16 protein-coding genes, 2 pseudogenes and 1 riboswitch are annotated in these 22,798 nt (G+C 59.7%); of the genes and pseudogenes, 13 read left to right on the forward strand and 5 right to left on the reverse strand.

Annotated features, from left to right (window positions below):
- Positions 1–373 precede the first annotated feature (373 nt).
- Complete coding sequence (locus ACVISU_RS30000; protein ID WP_456709342.1) at positions 374–1,231, reverse strand: nodulate formation efficiency C protein; 858 nt, start codon at positions 1,229–1,231, stop codon at positions 374–376.
- Between the two features lie 1,189 nt (positions 1,232–2,420).
- Positions 2,421–2,622, forward strand: a riboswitch (cobalamin riboswitch).
- A 99-nt stretch (positions 2,623–2,721) separates the two neighbouring features.
- Here ACVISU_RS30000 and metE point away from each other — a divergent pair.
- Positions 2,722–5,067 carry a 5-methyltetrahydropteroyltriglutamate--homocysteine S-methyltransferase gene (gene metE / locus ACVISU_RS30005; protein WP_456709343.1) on the forward strand — a complete coding sequence of 782 codons (2,346 nt, stop codon included), beginning with the start codon at positions 2,722–2,724 and terminating at the stop codon, positions 5,065–5,067.
- Between the two features lie 260 nt (positions 5,068–5,327).
- The gene (locus ACVISU_RS30010) at positions 5,328–5,663 is read left to right on the forward strand and encodes a hypothetical protein (protein WP_456709344.1); all 336 of its coding nucleotides are present in this window, start codon (positions 5,328–5,330) and stop codon (positions 5,661–5,663) included.
- 105 nt (positions 5,664–5,768) lie between these two features.
- Here ACVISU_RS30010 and hemN read toward each other — a convergent pair whose 3' ends face one another.
- From hemN to ACVISU_RS30025, 3 genes are all read right to left on the reverse strand, one after another.
- On the reverse strand, positions 5,769–7,121 hold the full coding sequence (hemN, locus tag ACVISU_RS30015) for an oxygen-independent coproporphyrinogen III oxidase (protein ID WP_456709345.1): 1,353 nt from the start codon (positions 7,119–7,121) through the stop codon (positions 5,769–5,771).
- 103 nt (positions 7,122–7,224) lie between these two features.
- On the reverse strand, positions 7,225–8,331 hold the full coding sequence (locus ACVISU_RS30020; RefSeq protein ID WP_456709346.1) for a PAS domain S-box protein: 1,107 nt from the start codon (positions 8,329–8,331) through the stop codon (positions 7,225–7,227).
- A gap of 111 nt (positions 8,332–8,442) precedes the next feature.
- Positions 8,443–8,625, reverse strand: a complete 183-nt coding sequence (locus ACVISU_RS30025; protein WP_456709347.1) for a hypothetical protein — start codon at positions 8,623–8,625, stop codon at positions 8,443–8,445.
- A gap of 1,020 nt (positions 8,626–9,645) precedes the next feature.
- Between ACVISU_RS30025 and ACVISU_RS30030 the strand changes: the two genes are divergently transcribed.
- The 10 genes and pseudogenes from ACVISU_RS30030 (at position 9,646) to ccoS (ending at position 19,294) form a co-directional block, all read left to right on the forward strand.
- Complete coding sequence (locus ACVISU_RS30030; RefSeq protein ID WP_456709348.1) at positions 9,646–9,861, forward strand: hypothetical protein; 216 nt, start codon at positions 9,646–9,648, stop codon at positions 9,859–9,861.
- A gap of 1,101 nt (positions 9,862–10,962) precedes the next feature.
- A complete protein-coding gene (locus ACVISU_RS30035) occupies positions 10,963–11,301 on the forward strand; it encodes a hypothetical protein (protein WP_456709349.1) in 339 nt (112 codons plus the stop codon).
- Positions 11,302–11,369: 68 nt separating this feature from the next.
- Positions 11,370–13,022 carry a cytochrome-c oxidase, cbb3-type subunit I gene (ccoN, locus tag ACVISU_RS30040; RefSeq protein ID WP_456709350.1) on the forward strand — a complete coding sequence of 551 codons (1,653 nt, stop codon included), beginning with the start codon at positions 11,370–11,372 and terminating at the stop codon, positions 13,020–13,022.
- An 8-nt stretch (positions 13,023–13,030) separates the two neighbouring features.
- Entirely contained in the window at positions 13,031–13,765 is a 735-nt protein-coding gene (gene ccoO / locus ACVISU_RS30045; RefSeq protein WP_456709351.1) for a cytochrome-c oxidase, cbb3-type subunit II, read from the forward strand.
- Between the two features lie 11 nt (positions 13,766–13,776).
- Positions 13,777–13,941, forward strand: coding sequence for a cbb3-type cytochrome c oxidase subunit 3 (locus tag ACVISU_RS30050; protein ID WP_456709352.1), 165 nt, complete (start codon positions 13,777–13,779; stop codon positions 13,939–13,941).
- Between the two features lie 6 nt (positions 13,942–13,947).
- Complete coding sequence (ccoP, locus tag ACVISU_RS30055) at positions 13,948–14,820, forward strand: cytochrome-c oxidase, cbb3-type subunit III (protein ID WP_456709353.1); 873 nt, start codon at positions 13,948–13,950, stop codon at positions 14,818–14,820.
- Positions 14,821–14,896: 76 nt separating this feature from the next.
- Positions 14,897–16,366 (forward strand): cytochrome c oxidase accessory protein CcoG, encoded by a 1,470-nt coding sequence (gene ccoG / locus ACVISU_RS30060; RefSeq protein WP_456709354.1) that lies wholly within the window; start codon positions 14,897–14,899, stop codon positions 16,364–16,366.
- A gap of 23 nt (positions 16,367–16,389) precedes the next feature.
- Positions 16,390–16,890, forward strand: a complete 501-nt coding sequence (locus ACVISU_RS30065; RefSeq protein WP_456709355.1) for a FixH family protein — start codon at positions 16,390–16,392, stop codon at positions 16,888–16,890.
- Positions 16,891–16,902: 12 nt separating this feature from the next.
- Positions 16,903–19,088, forward strand: a pseudogene (locus ACVISU_RS30070) (heavy metal translocating P-type ATPase).
- On the forward strand, positions 19,088–19,294 hold the full coding sequence (ccoS, locus tag ACVISU_RS30075; protein ID WP_456709356.1) for a cbb3-type cytochrome oxidase assembly protein CcoS: 207 nt from the start codon (positions 19,088–19,090) through the stop codon (positions 19,292–19,294). The pseudogene ACVISU_RS30070 and the gene ccoS overlap by 1 nt, the downstream one beginning before the upstream one ends.
- Before the next feature lie 74 nt (positions 19,295–19,368).
- Here ccoS and ACVISU_RS30080 read toward each other — a convergent pair.
- A pseudogene (locus ACVISU_RS30080) lies at positions 19,369–19,629 on the reverse strand (IS66 family transposase); the annotation flags it as partial.
- A gap of 375 nt (positions 19,630–20,004) precedes the next feature.
- Here ACVISU_RS30080 and ACVISU_RS30085 point away from each other — a divergent pair.
- On the forward strand, positions 20,005–22,770 hold the full coding sequence (locus ACVISU_RS30085) for a Ulp1 family isopeptidase (protein WP_456709357.1): 2,766 nt from the start codon (positions 20,005–20,007) through the stop codon (positions 22,768–22,770).
- Positions 22,771–22,798 lie beyond the last annotated feature (28 nt).

Here is a 22,798-nt window from a genome sequence, read left to right on the forward strand (position 1 = left end):
GATGCCGGCGTCGCTATCACTGCCCCGTTCCCGGGGGCCCTCTTAAACCGGTCTCGTCGCTGCACTCGCTCCCGCGGGTGCTTATTGGTCGTGCGATGCGCTGCGCGCACGCTGGATCGGGCTTGGCCTCAGCATCGCCTCGCTTGGTTCGCGAAGGACGACATGGCGCTCGGGCGAGAGCTCGGATGTGTCTTTTTGTACCAGTTCCGTTGTGGCTACTCGTCTGAAGGGGCAACAGCCATCCTGATGCCTGGCTTTCCAGTGTGTGTGTATATGTGTGGCTTGCAGGCCGGAGCGAGGCTCGCCTCCTGCTGGCAGAGCTGGACGCGTCAACTTTCCAGCGCATGGCTCCTGCTATTGGCGCGCTCAGCGCTCAAGGAGTAGCGCTGCCATCCTGATCATCCGTCGAGGCCTTTCGCACCCCCTCCAACGCGTCCCGTTCGTTTGGCTCTGTGTGATGGAACCAGGAGCCGGGAGGAAAAGTCGCAATCCTCTTGGCAAGGAAAGATTGCGGCTCCCAATCGTGTCCCTCGCGCTTCTCGAAGGTGATGACCCCATTTTCGGTAAAGTAGCGGGGGCCTGGTATGTTGCAGTTCACCAGCAGCAGAACGCGCCACCGGTGCGCTTTCTCGGTCGGCTTGTCATTCGCCGCCGTAACGTAATCCACGACAACTGGTTCGATGATGTGACAACGGCCGTGGCGGAGAAGATTTCCGAGCTTGCCCTGCGCGGTCGTCACAAAGTTGAAATTGACCGGATTATGCAGAAAACTAAGGTTTGCTTCTTTTTCGCCGTCGGTGACTTCACTGGCGATGAGAGAAAGCGCCAGGGCGCGCCAGCCGAGTTCGATGGGCTTTGCATAGGGAGACGCAACTTCAACCTTTCCGTCGGTCCCGACCTTCCAGGTAATAACGTAATGTTCGTCTGAACTGTTATCCTGATGTCTGGTCCAGGAAAGATAAACATACTCAGTGTGGTCGATGCCTTCGGCGATTCCCCAGTTTCGAGGGACAAAGTGCGCCACTTTCGAGACCTTTGAGACAATGTGCTCGATTGTCTCACCGTCTTGTGCTCGCCAGGTTGACTTGACGCGTTCGACGAGCGCGTTTTCGCCGGCTCGCGCACTGTTGGCCGCCGCAACCAGCCCAGCAAGGAAAATCAGCGATTGACAGAGACGGTGTACGCCTCTTGCAGACATTCTCGTCATAACGGCTGGACCATCGGGTTTCATCTACACGTCAATACGGCGCCTTCAATGCTATGCTCGATTGGAAGAAGTTAGCGGCAACGCGACGCGGGCGCCTGCCGATGTCCCGCGCGAGCAGGCGCTATCCCCTCGATGTCGCGCGCCGCTAACTTCAGTGGGCCAATCACAACCTCAATTTGCTGTGCTGGACCTGCCCAGGGGGAGAAGCCTGGGCATCCCGGAGCTTGCATCCTTCGTGCCAGGAAATAGCCGGCGAATCGCGCCAGATTAGTGCAATGTTTGTCGGCTTTCCGACGGCGCTCGTTTCAATGTTTCCATTCAACCGATCCACACGGGCTTGTTCAGCTTTTGTCGTGCCGATCCTCGAGGCGCAAACGAAGGCCGTTGCCAACTTACGAAAGAGGAATTGGGCAGCACTTTTGAAAGCTGTTGAACTGTCTGATCCGGTGTTATTACCCGAACGCTTGCGATCTCTATCGGCTCGCAAATGATAATATGCCAAAGTCGCTCATCGCCGCCGGGCGTACGGAACAGTTCGGAAGCGCATCGTCAGGCAGGCAAACGATATGGTGCGCGCGTTGTCTGCCTACGCGCACGATAGTGCAATCTGGTCAATCGTCCAGCTGCCTCGGTTCCATATGCATGGCTGGGTGAGCCGCTATTTCCAGTGGCGCCGGCCGGCAAGCGAGAAATGATCAAGTCGCGCTAACTACTTCCTCTCGAGTTGCTCAACATTCTCGAAAGCATCTGTCTGACGGATTGATTCATGAACGCTTTCACCAATCGCCCGAACAGGCCGACCGCAAAGATGGTGACAGCAAAGACGCCAACGGCACTCCAAACAGCCATTTTCATTGCGGGGCTTCTCAGTGTTCGTTGAGTCGAATCGACATGCGTTCCTGCGCATTATCGGCATCACAGACCGCAAGTCGCCTACCAGGATTGGTTGGCACGCAGATCAACATGCGCGCCGGGCATGCTGATGGCGTGCGGCGTTTTGCCCCCGGCGCCCCTTCTCGACTGCCGAGAGACCGAATGCCGGCACGCTCGAAGCGCGCGACTTGCGCCTTTCGACAATTCCTTTGAAACCTATATTGGAGAGAGCTTCCACTCGTGGTCCACTTTCGATGTCAAATAGCCATTTGAGTCACCGATGATGGCAGCATTGACGTGAGAGAGTCATCTGAGAGGTTGACGGAAGAGGTCTGTTGCAGATAATCGAAATCGTAGAGGTTCTCCGGTCCCGCTCGATCCGGAGCTAAGAGGGAAGCCGGTGAACAGGCCGGCGCTGCCCCCGCAACTGTAAGCGGCGAGCCGCTGTCCAACAAAGTCACTGAAGCCCGTGGGGCTTTGGGAAGACCGGACAGCGGCGATGACCCGCGAGCCAGGAGACCTGCCTCGACCACATTTACGTCCACGGGCGGGGTGTCCCGGTGGTACGCCAAGCAGCCGCCCTCCGGGCGATCGTGCTTGCGTCCGCCATGGCCTTTGCCCCCAACTACGGGGTTAGCGCTATGTCTCTTCTCTCCCTTCCGGTTGCCACGCTTGGAACGCCTCGGATCGGTCCAAGACGCGAGCTCAAACGCGCGCTTGAAAGTTACTGGGCCGGCGCAATCAGTGAACAGCAATTGCTCGAGGACGCAACGGGCCTGCGCGCTGCGAACTGGGCCCGCCAAAAATCCCTCGGTGTCACCGTCATTCCGTCCAACGATTTCTCTTTGTACGATCAGGTGCTAGACACCTCTGTCATGGTTGGTGCCATTCCGGAAGTCTATGCGTCGAAAGTCGAGCCGGTTTCGCTCAGGACGTACTTCGAGATGGCCCGCGGTTCACAGTGGGACCGCCAGAATGCGAGTTGCAGCCCCGGATCGGGCGGATATGGCGCGCCCGCACAGGAGATGACCAAGTGGTTCGACACCAACTACCACTACATGGTCCCTGAATTTCGTCGGGGACAGACGTTCCGCCTGTCCTCGCGAAAGCCTATCGAGGAGTACGAGGAAGCCAAAGCCCTGGGATTCCAGACCCGCCCTGTCCTGATCGGGCCGGTCACATTCTTGAAGCTTGGCAAGAGTGCGGATCCTGCGTTCCAGCCACTGTCGCTCCTGGACGAGCTAATACCGGTCTATGTCGAGGTTCTGCGAGAACTAGCCAAACGAGGAGCAAACTGGGTTCAATGCGACGAGCCCTGCCTGGTCCTTGATCTGGAGGAGCGGGCGCGAAAATCTTTGCTGCACGTCTACGATTGGCTTGCCAAGGAAGTACCCGACGTCAAGATCATGGTCGCGAGCTATTTCGGCGATCTCGGCGATAATCTGGACACAGCTTTGAACATGCCCGTTGCCGGACTGCACGTGGATTTGGTTCGCGCGCCGAACCTGTTGGACCGGATCATTGCTGCCCGGCGAAGCGACCTCGTCATGTCTCTCGGCGTCATCGACGGACGAAATGTATGGCGGTCGAACCTGTCGACGCTCCGCCAGCAACTGGATCCCGCCATTGCGAAGCTAGGCAGGGATCGTGTCCAGATCGCTCCGTCCTGCTCGCTGCTTCATGTGCCCGTCGATGTTGAACTTGAGACCGGACTTGCATCCGATCTCAAGAGCTGGCTTGCCTTTTCGGTACAGAAGATGCGTGAGCTCGCGATCCTGGCGCGGGCACTCGCGGGTGATCAGAATGTTGCTGAAAGTCTCGCTGAATCGGAGTCGGCCGTGACGTTCCGCCGGACTTCACCAAAGATCCGCGATGCAACTCTCGCGGTACGGATGCGAGCGATCGACCAGGCCATGCGGCGGCGCGCCAGCCCATTTGTCCGTCGGGCCGAGATCCAGCGCAAGCGCTTTGGACTACCGGCCTTTCCCACCACGACGATTGGATCATTCCCGCAAACCCCAGAGGTCCGTAACGCCCGCGCAGCACATGCGCAAGGCGCCATGAGCGACGAGCAATACGACAAGTTCCTCAAGGAGGAGACCGCGCGCGCTCTGCGTTGGCAGGAGGACATCGGGCTGGACGTCCTCGTGCATGGCGAGTTTGAGCGCAATGACATGGTGCAGTACTTCGGCGAGCAACTCGCCGGGTTCGCATTTACCAGGAATGGTTGGGTACAATCCTATGGCTCGCGCTGTGTCAGGCCACCGATCCTGTTTGGCGATGTTTTGCGGCGAAAGCCGATCACCGTGGATTGGTGGCTCTACGCGCAATCACTCACCAGTAAGCCGGTGAAGGCGATGTTGACCGGACCAGTAACGATCCTGAATTGGTCGTTTGTTCGCGATGATATTCCAAGAGGCGAGGTCTGCCGGCAGATCGCACTGGCGATCCGCGACGAAGTCCGTGATCTCGAGATAGCCGGTGCGAGCATGATCCAGATCGACGAAGCCGCCCTCCGCGAAGGATTGCCATTGCGCCGATCGGAGTGGGCGACCTACCTTCAATGGGCCGTCGATAGCTTCCGGATATGCTCATCAGGCGTTGCAGATCAAACCCAGATTCATACGCACATGTGCTATTCGGAGTTTAATGACATCATCGGCGCCATTGCTGCAATGGATGCGGATGTCATCTCGATCGAGACGTCGCGCTCGAAGATGGAGCTGCTGGACGCGTTCAGGAATTACAAATATCCCAATCAAATCGGGCCGGGCGTATACGACATCCATTCTCCCCGCATTCCCGAGGCAGGGGAAATGAAGGAGCTGATAGCATTGGCTCGGCAGCGGTTGCAGGACTCGCAGCTTTGGGTAAATCCGGACTGTGGTCTGAAGACGCGCAAATGGGAGGAGGTTCGACCGGCGCTGATCAATATGGTCGCCGCCGCCCGGCAACTGCGCGCGGCATCCGATCGGCCAGGTCGTTGATCCTGCGCTTGGCTCTCTCCTCCAGGACGCTGATCCGCTCATAGCGCGTTTGCGCTCTGGATCATCTCGACCGAGCTCGGACAAAAAAAACGCCCGGCCGCGTTTAGCAGGCCGGGCGAAAGTTAAGTCTGAGGGGAGCGACGCTGACACATCGCCGACTTCCACCGGCGCAGGGAGGACCGCCGATGGTCCGATTGCCGGCGAGGACATTCGCCGTAAATCTGAACCCAAGTTAAAGCACGGCTCAGCGTGGCTCAATCATGCTGTGGTATGCGACCAACGTAGTTGAGTATTGGAAGACTAGACCAAGGTTTGTCCGCGATGAGCCGCGTTCACAACGGGTTGCCGAGGCGAGCGAAGACCACGGCTGGCGACGCCCGGCCGCCTTAAGTGCAATTAACGGCGCCTGCCCGCCGCTGGATCGGCGCGACCATGCGAGCAAACGCGACCGCAAGGATTACTCAACCAATCAATGCATGAGTGGTTTTTTGTTGATCAGGCTGCGCAGGCAGTCTGTCTGGTTCCACTCTGGCGAAGGTCTGGAACTCTGTTTGGAATGGATGGGCAAGTCGACGCGTGACCATGAAAGTGGCTGACATATAAGATGCTCCACGATCACGAGATCGACCCGAGCCGCGCATACCAGTTCACTGGTGCAGAAGTGCGGGATGACTAGAGTGGCACGGCCGCCGTTCACACGATTAGACCGCCGCGCTGTGCGTAGCCCCGCACCGAGCGAGGTGAGCGTCGAACACGGAAACGACGCTCCGGACCAGAAACCGGGCGCCGCCGGCTACGGAAAGGCGGCCATTGTCGAACACGACGGCGCCATCTGCGATGAGGCTTTCAAGCCGGGAATGATCGACAACGGCCGAATCCGGATCCCTGCCGTGACGGCGAGATGTCTCGGAGAGATCGATTGTCATGTCGCACATGATTCGCTCGATGATCTCCGCCCGGTAGCGATCATCATCAGTCAGTAAATAGCCCTTCGCCGTCGCGAGCCGATCCTCGGTGATGCGAGCGAGATAATCCCTGGTCGAGACAGCATTCGCGACGAACCCCTGCTGCAGCCGGCCGATGGCGCTGGCACCGAGGCCAATAAGCGCGCCTGCGCAATCGTCAGTATATCCCTGGAAATTGCGGCGCAACCTGCCTTGCTTCGCCGCCACAGCGAGATTGTCATGCGGCAGGGCGAAGTGATCGAGGCCTACGCGTACGTATCCAGCGTCTACCAAAGTGTCAGCTACCATTTCGGATTGGAGATAGCGCTCGACGCTGTCGGGCAGAGTCGATTCGTTGATCTTGCGTTGATGCTTCTTGAAGGTCGGAACGTGCGCGTAACCAAAGGCCGAAAACCGGTCCGGATGCAATTCGAGGCATTTGCCGACGGTATCCAGGCACGAATCGACCGTCTGCCCGGGCAGCCCATACAGCAGGTCGAAATTGATCCGGCAAATGCCGGCGTGGCGTAACCGCTCGACCGAAACGGCGGTCTGTTCGAAGCTCTGAGGGCGGTTGATGGCCTGTTGGACGACCGGGTCGAAGCTCTGCACGCCAAGGCTTGCCCGGTTGACACCGCTATAGCCCAGGGCTTCGGCCATCGGATTGCTCAACATGCGGGGATCAATCTCGACGGCGATCTCAGCATCAGGCAGGACGGCGAATGAATAACGCAACGAGCCGACCAAATCGGCGAATGCTTCAGGTGTCAGGATCGTCGGCGTGCCGCCCCCGAAGTGGATATGAGAGATTGCCTGCCGTTGGCCAATGGCTTCTGCAACGAGGTAGGCCTCAGTGCGCAATCCAGCCGCATAGATCGCGATCGGATCGTCGCGTTTCGTGACAGATGTATGGCAGCCGCAGTACCAACACATGCTTCGGCAAAATGGCACGTGCAGGTAGATAGAGGCGGACTGCCGGCCGTCGAGGGAGTTGAGCCAAGCTTGATAGTCGAGCGCCCGGACTGATGTCGAGAAATGCGGGGCGCTCGGATAGCTGGTGTAGCGCGGTAGTCGGTGCTGCCCGTAGGATTGTGCTAGGTCCGGTCGCATTGCGATGCCTCTCTCGCTCTCGGGCCGCACGATTACCGGACAGGAGCCTGGTAAGCTTTGCGCTGCCTCAAATATCGCGGTTACTGATGGGCTGGCGGGTAGGTCATGCCCGCGGCGCATCCACGATTATCGATGGCAGATCGCGATCGCTGCGGATCGTCGCCCGCACGCCTTGCTCCTTGGCGCCGAGCAAGGCCAGAGCGACCGCCTCTTCAAGCAAGGTGAGAGGATTCTCCACCGTGTGCTCCGTCTCGCCTTTGGCAACGAATTCCCGCAGGCGCTTGATGATATCGCCGGCGCGCAGCGCTTGCTGGGCGGCATTTTCGATGGCATCACCAACACGATTGGCGTCCGGCTTGTCTGATGCTAGCAGCGTCTTGGCGCCGCGCATGTAGTTTGTGATTGCGGAGAGCGGTTGGTTGATCTCGTGGGCAATAGACGAGGCCATCTCCCCCATGGCGGTCAACCGCGAGACGTGCACGAGCTCAGATTGCAGTTCCTGCAATCGCCGTTCCTGCGCTCGCCGTTCGGTGAGGTCTCGGATGAAGCCGGTGAAGAATCGTTCCCCGCTCACTTTGGCCTCACCGACGGCAAGCTCCATCGGAAAGGTCGAGCCGTCGCTTCGCTCGCCGACCACGATACGGCCGATGCCGATGATGCGCCGTTCTCTGGTAGCCAGATAGCGCTCAATGTAGCGGTCATGCTCGCCGCGGTAGGGCTGTGGCATCATCCTGGATACATTCGATCCGATCACTTCGTCCGGAGACCAGCCGAATAAACGCACTGCCGCGGCGCTGAACGAGCGAATGATTCCCCTCTCGTCAATCACGATCATGGCTTCCGGCACGGTGTCCAGGATCGACTGCAGATGGGCTTGCCGGTACCGTGCCTGCTCTGATTCTCGCCGCAGCCGATCGCCCATGAAGCCGAGCAGGGGGCCAAGTACCGCGAGTCCGGCTATATCGATCATGTTTGCGGAATCGGAGATGAGGTTGTTCCCAAGACGTGCCGCGCTGATGATGAGGCAGAGCAGCGTAGCGAAGATGGCCGGTCCGCGGCCCCCAGCGAAAGCGGCAAAAACGATGACTGGAAGGTAGATGATCGTGAACGTGCGGTCCTGAAGATACGGATCCAGTGCCGCACGAAGCACGACCGCCAGCGCGGCGGCCGCCGCGGCTGTGCCATAGCGGTACCAAATGTGGTCGGACATGTTTCCGGACAAACCCTTTCATTCGATCGACTGTACATAGTTTATCTATGTGAGGCGACCGAATGCAGCCGCATTTCGTTGCGCTACCTATTGCGTGCAGGGCGGCCGCCGCTATCTCGGCCAGATGCGCCAGTGCGTGGGCTGCACAGCGACGTGCTCTCCGGTCAAGGCCTTGATCCAGCCGCCGAAGGTGCGGCGGCAAGGAAAGACCAGCCGGTGAATGGTATTACCCTCGATCACCGCGATCTCCAGCTCCCGGTCAAAGGGCGCCGTTTCAATGCGCTCCCAGGTCAAGTTGCCTAGAGACCCCGGACGGTGTTCATCGCCGCTGACTGACAAAATTAGGCAACCTTCCGATACTAAGGGCGAGATCGCTCGGCCGCTGGCCCAACAGGCTCGGCCTGATCTCGCCAAAGCGGCGCATGGTCTCGATCACGCCAGTTGCGATTCAGATGCTTTGGCGCGTAGCGCCACCGATCGGATCGTGCTGAGACGTGATCCGTCGCCGACCGAAGAATTTGGGCTACGAAACAGTTCCCGCGATCCGGTCGAGTCGAACCGGACCAGCGCCGGTTGGTATTGATTACTGTTGGACAGCAGCTGGAGTGGACTGCCGTTCCCGCAAGCTTGCCGCAGCGGGACATTTGTCGCCCTGGTCTGTCATGTCGAATATCCTTTGTCGGTCGGAAGTCTCCCCGTCCTACCAGGTCCGCGTGGGGCCTGGAGTCTTGATGCCCTCGAGCGTGATTTTGCGAGTCTGGCGGCGTGTCCGTGCGCGAACGGTATGACGCCGGGATTGGCTTGATGGCATTCAGGTTAGCTGCGCTCGGCCCGAGCATCGTGCCGATCTGCGCGTCGATGAAGTGCTCAGCATTACACGCGGCGCAGGTGACCGGGTGCAACTCGCTCGGGTGCGTTCGGCAGCAGCTCGTGAGCCCAGTCGCCGGTATTGGATACGAAAAGATGATGGGGCGCCAAGTCTTTCTATCTGCCATTTAACTGAGCTTGACTGGAAAGTCGTTTCTATCCGCAAGCCGCCGCCGCCGTATTGATGCAGGTCAAAAAGAAGCCGACGCGCGTCTAGAACGGGGCGAGGACGAGTGGTCACTGCCAGTGCGTTGCCGGTAACACGCATTGAATCGGGTTATCCGGCAGGGCCGCGCAATGATCCACGCGACACGCCAGCGTGTAGCGGGTTTGATTGAAATCAAAATGTAGGGGCGCGCAATGTGCGAATGTTGCTGCGCAGCGTACGGGCATTGCATCATCACAGCGCGTTCATTGAGCTGCGAGAGTCGCGAAGGAGATGCTAAGTTGATTGCTCGCGTCACATTGTCGTTCGTCTTGCTCGCGCTGATCGTAGCCATCGGCTATGGCGCGGAACTCTTTAACCTTGGGCTTATCGAAACCTTGGCCGCGGCCAGCCTGATCATCGGCTTTGCCGTTGCGGCGATAGGGTGGACCATCACGAGCGAGATGAAGCCGGTTCGCCTCATTTGCTCACGTGCGGGTAGTTCTCGCCGCCGGTAGTCTTCGGCCGCCGGTGCCGGTCGGAAATGCCTTTGCCCGCTGCCTCACAATCAGGCGGAGCGGTCGGGAATGCCTTGTGAGACGACCAAGCACCGTGCAAGGTTCGCGGCGCCACAGGCTTCCACATTGCCGGCGATTGAAGTTGCGATTGATCGATAATCGCCATCTGCCTCCAACCGTGTCATGAGAATTTTCTCAACTCTGCCGGCCCAACGCACGGGAAGACGAGAGCTGTTGTTCTTCAGCGACCTCAACCAGATGTGATCCGCCAAACCGACGCTTGATGCTTTGGAGCTTCTTCGGACGAAAGAGCACTCACATCACCTGCCCAAGTCTCAACCTTATCTCGATGGAGCAACAATCTTTTTGGGTGCTGCTTGAGACAAATTAAATACTCGCCTGGCGCGGCTGGCAGAATGCAACATAAGCAAACGCACAGGAACAGGGTATCATGCCTTCATTTAACGTTCGGTTCATCAAGACCGTTTGTGACGAGACCGGCCACGAGCATCGTGCCTGTCAGGCAACGTTCCGGGTGCATGCAGCCTCGCTGAGTGCTGCTGCACAACAGGCAGAAACCGATTTCTGCAGGCAAAAAGGTGTCCGTGATTGGACCATCTTTGCCGATGCAATGGAGCTTCGAACCCCGCCTGCGTTGCCCCCGGCATGGGGTGGTTAGCCTGAGCTCGGCTAGGGAAGTCCGCGAATTTTGATCGTGGAGATACTCCGCGAATCGAGGGTGAGATTTACAAAACGTCTTCCCGAACGTCGATCGAGAGAACAGCTCGCGGTGCTGCCGCCAATTGGGCAGGCGGCCCTCTTGTTTGTGACACCCTCCTAGAGCTCGCACCCGACATTTGCCGGCCTGCGGTTCTGCGGGCTCGCAGCGCATCATCGTCCTTCTGGGGCGATCCGGATCGATGATTTTCTCGCACAGACGGGCCTTATTTTGATGCATGTCAAAAACAAGTCTGCTGCCGGAAGCTATGGCTGCTTTGAGGGGGATGACTCATGGTTAGCCACTCTGGATCTGTCGGTCGCCCTTGGGGGTTCAAGAATCTGCTTACCCGGTTACGAGCGAAGCTGTCACGAACAGCCGAATTGGCCTATTTGAGCGCGCAGGATATCGACGCGATCGCACGTGAACTTAATCTGTCCACGTCGGACTTTCGAAAGATGGCGCAAAATCCGGGCTCTCCTGAACTCTTAAGCAAGCGCCTCGCACTCGCCGGCTTTTCCGGAAATACGCTGGCTGCCCGCCATGGAGACGTGGTGCGCGATTTGCAGCGGGTATGCGGCCTTTGTCAGACCAAGATCCGCTGCGCGGCCGACCTCGAGCGGCATAAGCCTGTAAATCCCCTCAAAGGCTGCCCCAACGAACATACTCTGCGCGCGCTCGCGCGTGATATCGGCAGCGCTCCGCAGCGTTCTAGCGACTGATCGCGCTCTCGTCCCGTCCTCCGAAAATGTGATCTCCTGGCAAGCCCGCTTTCAAAGAAGGCCTAGACATGACAAGCCCGTCCCCCACCTCGAAATCCATGACCATGGGTGAAGCAGGCCTGATGTCGGTATTCGCCGTTTCTGCCTATGTTTGCTTTTTCGCAGGAGCGATGGGGCACGATTCCGCATTTAGCTTCCACGCATTGCTGGCGTCCGCCGCCAGTCTGGCCACCGCAGGCGTTATTCTCAATCGCTACTATGAACGGCCGGCGCAATTGCCGCCGGCGCAGATCAAGGGCCGGCCGAATTACAATCTCGCTCCGATCAAATTCGCCTCAGTGATGGCGATGTTCTGGGGTATCGCAGGCTTTTCGGTCGGCGTTTTTATCGCCTCGCAACTCGCCTGGCCCGCACTGAATTTCGATCTGCCTTGGACGAGCTTCGGCCGACTCCGCCCGCTGCATACGTCGGCCGTGATCTTTGCGTTCGGCGGAAACGTACTTATCGCGACCTCTTTCTACGTCGTGCAGAAGACCTGCCGCACGCGCCTCGCGGGCGATCTTGCGCCGTGGTTCGTGGTAGTTGGCTATAATTTCTTCATCCTGATCGCTGGCACCGGCTATCTGTTCGGCGCCACCCAGTCAAAGGAATACGCCGAACCCGAATGGTACGCCGATCTCTGGCTCACCATCGTCTGGGTCACTTATCTCATCGTGTTCCTGGCGACATTGGTGAAAAGGAAAGAGCCGCACATTTTCGTCGCCAACTGGTTCTATCTCGCTTTTATCGTTACGATTGCGGTGCTCCACCTCGGCAACAATCCAGCATTACCGGTCTCCGTGTTCGGCGCGAAATCCTACATCGCCTGGGGCGGTGTGCAGGACGCCATGTTTCAGTGGTGGTACGGCCACAACGCGGTCGGTTTCTTCCTGACCGCCGGCTTTCTGGCCATCATGTATTATTTCATTCCGAAAAGAGCCGAGCGCCCGGTCTATTCCTACCGCCTCTCGATCATCCACTTCTGGGCGCTGATCTTCCTCTACATCTGGGCCGGCCCTCACCATCTACATTACACCGCGCTGCCGGATTGGACACAGACCCTGGGCATGACGTTCTCGATCATGCTGTGGATGCCCTCATGGGGCGGCATGATCAACGGCCTGATGACGCTCTCGGGTGCGTGGGACAAGCTGCGCACTGACCCGGTGCTCCGCATGCTCGTGGTCTCGGTGGCCTTTTATGGCATGTCGACGTTTGAGGGCCCCACCATGGCAATTAAGGTGGTCAACTCGCTCAGTCATTACACCGACTGGACCGTCGGCCACGTGCATTCCGGTGCGCTGGGCTGGGTCGGTTTTGTATCGTTCGGTGCGCTCTATTGCCTGGTTCCCTGGCTTTGGAAGCGCGAGCTGTACAGCCTCAAGCTCGTCAACTGGCATTTCTGGATCGCCTCGATCGGGATCGTGCTCTACATCTCGGCGATGTGGGTGTCTGGTGTCCTGCAAGGCCTGATGTGGCGCGCCTATACCCCGCTAGGCTTCCTCGAATACTCGTTCATCGAGTCGGTCGAGGCTATGCATCCCTTCTACATCATCCGCGCCGCGGGAGGCGCAATGTTCCTGATTGGAGCGCTGATCATGGCCGCCAATCTCTGGATGACCGTGAATGCAAAGCAAACCGATCAAATCCAGGACACTGGAGCACTCCAAGTCGCGGAATAGGTCATCGCATGTCTCTTTGGAACCGACACAAGATCTTTGAGAAGAACTCGATCATCCTGATCGCAGGCATCCTTGCCGTGATCGCGATCGGGGGGCTGGTCGAGATCACGCCGCTGTTCTACCTCAAAAGTACGGTCGAGGCCGTGGATGGCGTACGACCGTATACCCCGCTTGAGCTTGCAGGCCGCAACATCTACATACGCGAAGGCTGCTATGTGTGCCACTCGCAGATGATCCGGCCATTGCGTGACGAGGTCGAGCGCTACGGACATTACTCGCTGGCCGCCGAGAGCATGTATGATCACCCGTTTCAATGGGGCTCGAAGCGTACCGGCCCGGACCTCGCGCGTGTCGGCGCGAAATACTCCGACGAATGGCACGTCACGCATCTGACCAATCCGCGGGCCATCGTCCCGCGGTCGGTCATGCCTGGATACCCGACGCTGGCGCGCACCGAGCTCGACCTGACCGACGTGGCTGCACATCTGCGCACCAACCGGGCGGTCGGTGTCCCCTATACCGAAGATCAGATCAAGAACGCGGTCACTGACTTGAAGACCCAACTCGATCCTGACGGCGCGGACCTCGCCTCGTTCCAGAAACGCTATCCGAAGGCAGCTGTGCGCAATTTCGACGGAAGCGTTGGCAATCCGACCGAACTCGATGCGCTCATCGCCTACCTGCAGATGCTCGGAACGCTGATCGATTTCAAGCTCTACGACGAAAAAGCCAATCTGCGCTGAAGGATCCTGTGATGAAAGCCGTCATTTCCATCGAGAGCCTGGCGTCAAGCTTCGTCGTGAGCCTCTGGACGCCGTTGTTTGTCGGTATCTTCATGGCCATTGTTGTTTATGCGCTGTGGCCCGGCAATAGGCGGCGTTTTGACTCTGCGGCGCGCATGCCGCTGTGCCGGGATTGACAGACCATGACTGACCGCAACGACTTCGATCGGATCTCTGGCCGCTCCACGACGGGACACGAATGGGATGGCATAAAGGAGCTCAACACGCCGCTGCCGCGCTGGTGGATCTCGACCTTCTACGCCACCATCCTTTGGGCGATCGGTTATTGGGTCGTCTATCCGGCCTGGCCGCTCCTCTCCAGCTACACGACCGGCGTATTTCAACATTCGACCCGCGCGAGTGTCGTCAACGATCTTGCCGGGCTCGAGAGGCTGCGCGGCGAGAAGATGGCGGTTCTCGGCAAAGCGTCACTGACAGAGATAGAGACGGATCCGGCCCTGCTGGCACTGGCCCGTGCCCGGGGCAAGACGGTGTTTGCAGACAATTGCGCGCCATGCCATGGCAGCGGCGGCGCAGGTGCCAAGGGTTATCCCAATCTCAACGACGATGACTGGTTGTGGGGCGGATCGCTCGATCAGATCCAGCGGACCATCCAGTTTGGCGCACGGTCCGGGCACGCCCAGGCCCATGAAGGGCAAATGCTGGCCTTCGGCCGCGACGGCATCCTCAGGAAGGATGAGATCGCCACAGTAGCGAATTACGTGCGATCGCTGTCCGGCCTGTCAACAGTCGCCAATTTCGATGCCGCGGCCGGCACAAGGATCTTTGCCGACAATTGCGCGGTCTGTCATGGCGAGAACGCCAAAGGCAACCATGAGCTCGGCGCGCCGAATCTGACGGACCACATTTGGTTGTACGGCTCGGACGAGGAGACGCTGATCGAGACGATCAGCTATGGCCGTGGGGGCATCATGCCGGCCTGGAGCGGGCGGTTCGATTCCATCACGATCAAGGCACTTGCGGTCTATGTGCACTCGCTCGGTGGTGGACAATAGGTGAGATGAGCCGAGAAGCCATCGGCCCATCGACAAGGCTCTAAATCAGTCACCCGGGCCAGATGTAAGGTCGGCCATGAAGCTAGCCCTGAACAAGACTGGTGCGCGCGCTAACCCGCCGATCGGCGAAGATGGGCCTCTCTATACAACTCATAAGAAGGTCCAGCCGCAGAGCGTCTGCGGCACTTTCCGCACCATCAAATGGCGGCTGATGGTGGTGTGTCTGGGCATCTACTATTTGCTGCCGTTCGTGCGTTGGCGTCGTGGCTTAGGCGTTCCTGACCAGGCGGTGTTGCTCGATTTCCCGAACCGACGGTTCTACTTTTTCTTCATCGAGTTGTGGCCGCAGGAGCTTTATTACTTCACCGGGTTGCTCGTGCTTGCCGCGCTGGCACTATTCTTGATGAACGCCCTGGGCGGACGTATTTGGTGCGGCTATCTCTGTCCGCAAACGGCATGGACCGATCTGTTCTATGCGGTAGAGCGTTGGATCGAGGGCGATCGTCGCGACCGACTGAGGGCCGCCGCACGCCCGATGACAGTGGGGCGGGCGGCAAAGCGCGTGCTAAAGCACGCGGTCTGGTTGATGATCGCTTGGTGGACCGGTGGTGCCTGGGTGCTCTACTTCTCCGACGCGCATACATTGGTCCGCGATCTGGCGACATTCCAGGCGCCCGCGATCGCCTATATCTGGATCGGGATCCTCACCGCTACGACGTACCTGTTGGCCGGCTACATGCGCGAACAGGTTTGCGTGTATATGTGCCCCTGGCCGCGCATCCAGGCTGCGCTCACCGACGAGTGGGCACTCAATGTCACCTACAAGTACGATCGCGGCGAACAGCGCTGCTCGTTGAAGAAGTCATTCGATCTGCGCGCGCGGGGCGAAAAGATTGGAGACTGCATCGATTGCAATCAATGCGCGGCGGTCTGTCCGACCGGCGTCGACATTCGCAACGGCGCCCAGCTCGGCTGCATCCAGTGCGGGCTATGCATCGACGCCTGCGATGCCGTCATGAAGAAGATCGGGCGCGCAAGTCGCCTGATTGGCTACGACAACGACATCAATATCAGGCGCCGAATGGAAGGCAAGTCGGAGGTGTTCAAGCCGGTACGCCCGCGGACGATCGTATATGCGTCTTTGATCTCGGTCGTCTGTGCGATGATGCTTTATGGGGTGTTGTCCAGAACACTGCTCGACATCAACGTGCTGCACGATCGTAATCCGATAGCGGTCAGGCTCAGCGATGGTTCCATTCGCAACGGCTACACGGTACGCTTGCTTAACAAACTCGCGTTCGACCGCGTCATTGCGATCGACATCGATGGGCCGCCCCAAACGTCCGTCCACGTCGTCGGCGTAGATTCTGTGACCGTGGAACGACCGACGATTGTCCTGGCTCGCGATACCACGACAGAACTCCGCTTGTTGGTGACCGCGCCAGCCGACGACACGTCGGAACGGTCGATGCCGGTGACATTTCGGGTCACTGACATTGGCCTCGGTGAGGTCGCCACCGCAACGGACCACTTCGTCTTCCCCTAAGAATTACTGACGAGATCTTGCCAATGACCGCATCAACTTTAGTCGCTCGGCCCATCACCGGACGCTTTGTCCTGATCGCCATACTGGCTTTCTTCTCGGTTGTGATTGTTGCCAATTTGATCATGATGCGCTTTGCCATCACGACGCTGCCAGCAACTGAGGTTGACAGCGCCTACAGCGCGAGCCTCGCCTATCAGCGCGAGATCCTGGCGGCGCGGGACCAGAACGAGCGAAGCTGGCAGGTGCAGGTACATGTCCTACGGCAGTTCGATGGCCGGGCGGTGCTTGCGATCGAGGCGCGCGACCGCGCAGGCGCGCCTCTCGTCGGAATGAATTTCGAGGCCCGGCTCGAGCGACCGGTGGACCGCCGGGCCGATCGCGCGATCAACGTGGCGGAGCGCAGTGCTGGAACCTACCGAGGGGACGCCGCGGGGGTCGCTCTCGGACGGTGGGATCTCGTGATCGAAGGCGGCGCTGACGGCCGCCGCATGTTTTTGTCGAAAAATCGCATCGTCTTGGACTGAGGGCAGATGAGCATGCAGGAGGACGTCGACTTTTCGCACTATTTGAAGAGGACAGGCACGGGCTTCGTCCAACTCGACCTCGCGGTAGAAGGGATCAATTGCGCGGGCTGCATGGGCAAGATCGAGCGCAATCTATCGAGCATTCCGGACGTGACCTCGGCGCGCGTGAATCTCACCGACAACCGACTGGCGCTGGAATGGAAAGCAGGCGCGCTCGATCCAGCGCTATTCATCAAGCGGCTCGCTGAACTGGGCTATCGCGCATATCCCTTTCAACAGCACAATGCGGAGACACTGGAATCGGAGCGGGCGCGGGACTTACTGCGGCGGCTGGGCGTGGCTGCTTTTGCCGCGATGAACGTTATGATGCTCTCGATCCCGGTATGGTCCGGCAATGTCTCGGACATGCTGCCGGAGCAGCGCGACTTCTTTCACTGGCTCTCCGCGCTGATCGTGCTTCCTGCCGCGGCTTATTCGGCGCAGCCGTTCTTCTTCTCAGCTTTTACCGCGCTACGGGCGCGCGGGGCCAATATGGACGTGCCGATCAGCATCGGCATCGTACTCGCGTTGGCGTCGTCGCTGATCGAGACCATCGCTCATGCCGAGTATGCATATTTTGACGCGGCGATCATGTTGATCGCCTTCCTACTCGCAGGCCGCTATCTCGACCAGAACGTGAGGCGGCGCACCCGCGCCTTCGCCGGCAATCTTGCCGCGCTCAAGGCGGAGACCGCCGCGAAGTTCATAAGCCCGACGGAGATCAGAACCGTTCCGGCATCAACGATCAAACCGGGCGACGTCGTGCTGGTCCGACCCGGCGAATGCTGTACCGTCGATGGCGACGTGATCGACGGCCGCTCCGAGGTCGATCAAAGCCTCATTACGGGTGAGACCTTGCCCGCGCTAGTGGTGCCCGGCAGCGCGGTGTTCGCCGGTACATTGGTGCGATCGGGTACCTTGCGCGTTCGCGCGGTGGCGGCCTCGCAGGACACGCTGCTCGCCGAGATTTGTCGGCTACTTGATCATGCCCTGCAAGCCCGCTCGCGCTACCTACGCCTAGCCGAGCGCGCCTCGCGGCTCTATCCCCGATCGTCCATGCAACTGCCTTTCTGACGATGCTCGGTTGGCTTGCCTCTGGCGCAACCTTCCATGATGCGATCGTCACGGCGATCGCGGTCTTGATCATCACGTGTCCTTGCGCGCTGGGTCTGGCTATACCGGCGGTGCAGACCGTGGCGTCCGGCGTGCTGTTCAGGTCCGGAGTGCTGCTTAACGCCGGGGATGCGATCGAGCGCATGGCCGAAGTGAACCGGGTGGTCTTCGACAAGACCGGAACGCTGACGTTGCTGGAGCTCGATGTCGCCAATCTCGCCAACATCCCGGAAGATGTCGTCGAATTGGCGGGCCGGCTTGCATTATCGAGCCGCCATCCGGTCGCCACGGCCGTGGCCCGAGCTGCTGGCGCAAGCGAGCCGCTGGCCGATATCGAAGAGGAGCTGGGGCAGGGTGTTAGGGGTTACTATCAAGGGTCGGAGATCCGGCTCGGCCGCCCGTCCTTCTGTGGCGCTGACAGCCTCGCCGATCAGGCTCTTTGCCGAGATCCAGAGGCTTCTATCGTCGCCTTTAGACACGGCGACAGCAAGCACGTCTTCGCCGTCCGCCAACGCATGCGGCCAGACGCGCATGAGGTCGTCGCGGGCCTCGTGAGCCTTGGGGTCGCGGTAGAGATCGTGTCGGGAGATCGCGAGCCAGCAGTTCGGCGCACGGCCGAGACGCTCGGCATTCAAAATTGGCGCGCCGCCGTCTCGCCGACGGATAAGGTCGCCCGGGTCGAAGGCCTGACGGACGAGGGATACAAGGTGCTGATGGTCGGCGATGGCTTGAACGACGCGCCCGCGCTCGCAACGGCTCATGCCTCGATGTCCCCTGTTACGGCCACTCATATGAGCCAGGCGGTCGCTGATGCGGTCTTCCTCGGTGAGCGTCTTTGGCCCGTGATGACGGCGGTTATGACCTCGCGCAAGGCGCTGCGGCTGATGCGGCAGAACCTTTGGCTCGCTGTCGTCTACAATGTCCTGGCAGTCCCGGTTGCGATCGCCGGCCTGGTGACGCCGCTAATTGCCGCCGCGGCGATGTCAGGTTCGTCCGTGCTGGTCATGCTCAATGCGCTGCGGGCGCGAAGGGGCGAGGCAGTCTGATGGAGGTTCTGCTCTATCTGGTTCCACTCGCTCTTGCACTGGGCTTCGTTGGCCTGCTCGGCTTTCTGTGGGCGCTGAACAGTGGTCAGTATGACGATCTCGATGGCGCGGCCTGGCGCGCCCTCGCCGATGACGAGCCCGACGAGGCGCCGGTCCAAATAGTGCAGATGGGCCAGCGTAATAGCGAGCTGGGACGAGAGTGCTAGCTCGGCCGTTCCGGTGGTCCGCGGGGCAACTGAAAGACGCGTGGTCGCAAGGACTGGCAGCGATAACTTGTTGATCAGGGCAATTCGTGCAGACGCGATGCGGGAAGATTTGGCAATACCGGCGAGGACGTGGGCGAACCAAGCCTTGGGTTGACCTCGTCAAGGCGACAGGTCGTGATCATCGTCAACATGATGGCGGCCCGGTTGGCGCCGCGCTGGTTGCCGGCGAAGGTCCAGTTCACCTTCCAAAACGATGCCTCTCAATGCACGCCCAGCACAATTGTGGTTATGCAGATCCTGCCATCGTCGAGGAAGCGGGCGAAGTCGTCCCAGCGCCCTCTCCGTGAATAGCCGATGAGAGAGCGAATGAAGCAGGAGCGAATCGCGGAAGGCTCGTCGCGGATTTGCGAGAGCGATCCATGGATCAACTGCGGCTTGGCACCTATGCGTGCACCTGCGGTGCCGCCGTATGCCGCTTTGCAACCAGAGCAATGACGAGTCCTCGGCTCCCATGCCGGCGGAAGGCGTCATCGGCGGCAAGGAAGGCGGGTCCTGAAACCCACGAAGCCTGCGACGATTGAGAGCCCGCGGGGGGCGTTTCATGTTGCGGATGTGGCGATGCATTGTTCCACAAGCGACGGCCTCGTCAGCTTCCGGAAAGCCTATCCAGATAGGATCAGATCAATTGATTTCTTGGACGTGAGGCTAGCGTGGACCCGTACAATTCCGATCCATCCAATGTAACAGCTTGGTCCCAGGTGCATCACGCCGTCTTGGAAGAGAACCAGGGCGGCCAGGCCGGGCAAGCGGGCTTTGAGCAGCACTTGGCCGAGGCGCGCCCACCCGATCCGGGTCCTGTCTCCCGTGGCGGCCGCAACTACCATCCCGATCTCTCTACAGAACATCGAGACGTTATCGATAAGGCGATTGCCCAATATGCGGATCAGAAAAAGCCAAGCCCGAAGACGGTTAAGCGCTATACTCAGGCGCTTCGTCGACTTGGAAATCATCTTGGCGCTCATCGCCAAACGATTGTTCTGGGGGACCACGAGTCCTTGGTCCGTCACGTCAAGACTTACTTCCCAAAAGACGAAGACATGAAGAAGGGGTTGAATATCCTTCGTTCGTATCATGATCGGAGCTATGTAGCTTCTGGCGGGCGGCCGCGCACGATCCCCTCAGCGGAAGACGCCCCCCTCTCAGAGCGGCTTAATGCCAGCGGCATGACGTCGTGCAGCGTTGCTCTTTATGATCGTAGTCTTCGCAGATTTTCTAACGCCCTTAAATCAGAGGGCTACTCGATATCCGGGCTAGACCACGCTGCGCGCATCGCATTTGCTCAGAAGTTGTTCCCAAAGGACGAGCATCTATTGATCGCGTTAGGCAAGGTCGGCGATGCCGACCACGTTTCCGGAGTGGGTGCGTCTCAGAAAGCCCGCGGTCATACTGTCCCGTCGCCCACATTGCATCTTTATCCCGATGACGCCCGCATCATTGATAGCCTGGAAAAGGCAGAGCTGAGCCTGCTCAACTCCGAGGATACTAGGAGAAAAGTTGTTCAAAATCTGGCCGGCAACCAACGAAGATTCGGCGCTTGGCTACAAAGGAACGGGCGAGGGAGCATAGTGAGCCGGCTTACCGGCACCAGTGAGCAGCAAAAGTCGTTGAACGACGATCACGTGGACTTTAAAAAAGCCAGCCGAAACGATGACATGGGCTTCGATCGTCTTCGGAGCTACCTATGGCTCGTCAAGGCGAACGCTGCGCTGGGCGTCTCCCCTGAACAGGCGGGTGAGGAGCCGCGGCGTGAGGAGTCGAGTTCAACGTGGTCGCCGCACCTGCCGCACGATTTTGAGCGGCCGACGCCGGAAGCGGTACCAGATGGGTCGTCGGCGATCTACCAAGGTCTCGACTCTTTCGTTGACCTGCCGTATACGCCGCAGCAGATGCGCGACGATGCCCAGTCAGCGCCGGTGAGTGGAACTGTGGCCAGACCGCCGCTCTTCACCGGACCATCGGATGGGCCAGCTCAGTCGGCAGACACCTTCCGCGGACTTCGGTCTTTCGTTGATCTGCCGTACACGCCACAGCAGATGCGTGACGATGCTCAGTCAGCGCCGGTGGGCGGGGCTGTCGCCAAACCGCCGCTCTTCACCGGACCATCGGATGCGCCAGCTCAATCGGCAGACACCTTCCGCGGTCTTCAGTCTTTCGTTGATCTGCCGTACACGCCGCAGCAGATGCTTGACGATGCTCAGTCAGCGCCGGCGGGCGGGGCTGTCGCCAACCCGCCGTTCTTCACCGGATCATCGGACGCGCCAGCTCAGTCGGCAGACACCTTCCGCGGTCTTCAGTCTTTCGTTGATCTGCCGTACACGCCACAGCAGATGCTTGACGATGCTCAGTCCGCGCCGGTGGGTGGGACTGCCGCCAAACCGCCGCTCTTCACCGGACCGTCGGACGCGCCAGCTCAGTCGGGAGATACCTTCCGCGGTCTTCAGTCTTTCGTTGATCTGCCGCACACGCCGCAGCAGATGCGCGACGATGCTCAGTCAGCGCCAGTGCTCAGCCCTGCCGGTAAACCCGCGTTCTTCGTCGGGCGGTCGGGCGTACGTCAGGCGCTTGAGGACATCGGACACCGAGTCGACGCGGATTGGCAGGATGGCCGCCAGCCGGTGCCGGATTTCTTACACAATGTCCGGGATAACATCGAGGTCCTGCCGCCCCAGTCCAGCGGCCCAACCCAGGTCTCCGTCAATGGTGAGACCCGCTCGATCCCACTGGGGCCGCTAGGACGCCGCGGTGCGCAGGTCATCCATCATCCTCGCCCGTCTCCCGTCCAGGGTGCTCAAATCGGCCCCTCGGCTGCCGTTGCCTCTTCCGGCCAGCACAGCGAGGCCGTCCTCGGCCCCACCCAGTGGTTGGGTGACGAGCATATCCAGCGGGACTATGAGCTCCTGGCGCAGGAGTTGCGGCAGAACAATCCGGATCTCGCCGCCCGGACGCGGTTTGTGGATCCCCTGATAGCCCAAATGCTGCGATCCCCCTCCAAGGAGATAGCCGAACGAGCATTAGGGTGGGTTCGTCATGATACCGTCGACTTCCTGTTTCTGCCGGTAAGCGATGCCAGCGATACGGATAGACATCAGCGCGGCCGTCACTGGTCGCTGCTGCTGGTTGACCGCCGCAATTGGGGCGGGCCGATCGCCTTTCACTATGACTCCACCCAGGAATACAATGACAGGCCCGCAGCGGTACTCGCAGGACGGCTCGACGCTAACCTGCAACGGGCCCCGATAAGACAGCAGCAGAACGGCTATGACTGCGGCGTCTTTGTCGTGGACGGCACCCGGGAACTTGTAAAACGATTGGCAGCAAGGCGGCCGGACCTGAACCTCAGCCTCAACCTCAACGATCTTGTCATCAGTCGACCGGCACTGCGGGACCGACTAGACGCTGGTGTCGGCTTCAGCTGAACAGGGCGCGTGCCTGTAAATGCGCTTC

It is taken from the genome of Bradyrhizobium sp. USDA 4452 (assembly GCF_054063575.1).

Coding starts and splice junctions, on each gene's coding strand:
- ACVISU_RS30000 (WP_456709342.1), bottom strand. CDS start 1,231: ATGAAACCCGATGGTCCAGCCGTTATGACGAGAATGTCTGCAAGAGGC.
- metE (WP_456709343.1), top strand. CDS start 2,722: ATGTCTCTTCTCTCCCTTCCGGTTGCCACGCTTGGAACGCCTCGGATC.
- ACVISU_RS30010 (WP_456709344.1), top strand. CDS start 5,328: ATGCTGTGGTATGCGACCAACGTAGTTGAGTATTGGAAGACTAGACCA.
- hemN (WP_456709345.1), bottom strand. CDS start 7,121: ATGCGACCGGACCTAGCACAATCCTACGGGCAGCACCGACTACCGCGC.
- ACVISU_RS30020 (WP_456709346.1), bottom strand. CDS start 8,331: ATGTCCGACCACATTTGGTACCGCTATGGCACAGCCGCGGCGGCCGCC.
- ccoN (WP_456709350.1), top strand. CDS start 11,370: ATGACAAGCCCGTCCCCCACCTCGAAATCCATGACCATGGGTGAAGCA.
- ccoO (WP_456709351.1), top strand. CDS start 13,031: ATGTCTCTTTGGAACCGACACAAGATCTTTGAGAAGAACTCGATCATC.
- ACVISU_RS30050 (WP_456709352.1), top strand. CDS start 13,777: ATGAAAGCCGTCATTTCCATCGAGAGCCTGGCGTCAAGCTTCGTCGTG.
- ccoP (WP_456709353.1), top strand. CDS start 13,948: ATGACTGACCGCAACGACTTCGATCGGATCTCTGGCCGCTCCACGACG.
- ccoG (WP_456709354.1), top strand. CDS start 14,897: ATGAAGCTAGCCCTGAACAAGACTGGTGCGCGCGCTAACCCGCCGATC.
- ACVISU_RS30065 (WP_456709355.1), top strand. CDS start 16,390: ATGACCGCATCAACTTTAGTCGCTCGGCCCATCACCGGACGCTTTGTC.
- ccoS (WP_456709356.1), top strand. CDS start 19,088: ATGGAGGTTCTGCTCTATCTGGTTCCACTCGCTCTTGCACTGGGCTTC.